Genomic DNA, 1,487 nt, shown 5'->3' with positions numbered 1-1,487 from the left:
AAAAGCATTGTACACGGGCAAGCGCACAGCATGCTGGTTCACCGCACAGGCCTCCCCCTGCCGATCCGGGTGTTCGATCACAGTGAGGCTGAGAACCCCGTTGGGAGAAGAGACATATATTTTACCATCCCGCGCCAATTGCCCCATAAAGAAGGAGGCAGGAAACCAGGGGTCGAGTGCGCCGTCGAAGACGGCTACGGTATCTTGCGTAGCAGCAATGTCTTCCGCGAATAAATCGTACTGGAAGATGTAAAACTGATTGATCACATAAAGGAAACGAGAATCGTGAGAGATAGCGGCACCAGCCGTAACTCCTTCAACAGGCAATGAAATTTTAAGTTGGTTACTGATCATTCCGGAACAACGATCAAAATCAAAAATATCAATAAAGGTACCAATGGCCGTAGAGACACCATTATAGAAAATGAGCTTGCTACCATCGGGTGTAAAATGTGCCTGACCGAGCCCCGAAAGAATGGTATCATTAGACATAATATCGCTTTCGCGCACGATACCTTCTGGTTTTACCTGAAACCTCATGAAACGGTTACTGTCCCAATAGGGCCAGATAATCCACCAATCACGGCCATTCGCATGGCGGGTGGCGGTGAGTTGGCCGTATGGTAAACGTTCATCTTCAATTAATACCTCATTTTTTATTATTACTTCGCCTAGGCCATTATTTGCATTAAGGTTAATTGTAGAATAAAATAGCGTCTCTCCTGGCACCCTTTGGATATCCTCGTCATAGGCAGCATGAGTATTTACTATTATGTATAGATTGTCATTCTCAGGTATAGGGAATATTAAAGCTCCTTGGGGAATATTGTAACCTAAATCAAGGGTTCCTAAATACATGCTATCTCCATTTACCATCAAGAAGTGTTCCTTATTATAAACCTCTTCTCCATTGAAGTAAAATAATAGCTCCCCGTTAGTTTCACTAATGGAAGTATTATTAGTTCTCATTCTGAAATTTATTTCAAGTTCTTCGCTGATGGAGAGTTGGTTGTCGTTAAACGTCAGAAACGTTATCCCAAAAGAATCTTGTTCCGCTATTCCACCACCATACCCCAAAAGCCAAGTATTATCAGGAAATTGAGCAAATAATAAGTTAGTGAGCAAAATCAAGCCAAAGAGAATGTGTAATGATTTGTTCATCTATAATAAATTAGAGGCCAGAGCGAAGACCTCCTTCGCTCTGGCCAAATGATCACTTAATTCTATTTACTGACAACCAGTTTGTGATTTATTTGAGAACCGTCGGTTAAATGCAGCCTAAGCAGGTAAATACCTGCGGCAAGGTTGTCTGCTAACTGATAGCTACTTCCGGTAGAGGCAACCAACCAAGTTTGGTGCAGTTTACCCGAAAGATCGTAGAGTTCTACCCTTTGCAGTTCCTCCAGATACTCGCCACTAATACGCAGATACTTACTGGTAGGATTGGGGTATATCCGCCATGATTCGGGGTCTGTTGCTTCATCGTC

At 43.0% G+C, this 1,487-nt stretch carries 2 protein-coding genes; both read right to left on the bottom strand.

Annotated features, from left to right (window positions below; translation table 11 throughout):
- Positions 1–1,161: hypothetical protein (locus ACRBG0_RS27525; RefSeq protein ID WP_431490042.1), on the bottom strand; the 1,161-nt coding region annotated here is incomplete at its 3' end.
- 62 nt (positions 1,162–1,223) lie between these two features.
- Positions 1,224–1,487: T9SS type A sorting domain-containing protein (locus ACRBG0_RS27520; protein WP_431490041.1), on the bottom strand; the 264-nt coding region annotated here is incomplete at its 5' end.

The sequence above is a fragment of the Lewinella sp. genome, from assembly GCF_050633125.1.
GTDB lineage: Bacteria > Bacteroidota > Bacteroidia > Chitinophagales > Saprospiraceae > Lewinella.
The sequence above is the reverse complement of the archived record's forward strand: the minus strand, read 5'-3'. Positions and strand labels throughout refer to the sequence as shown.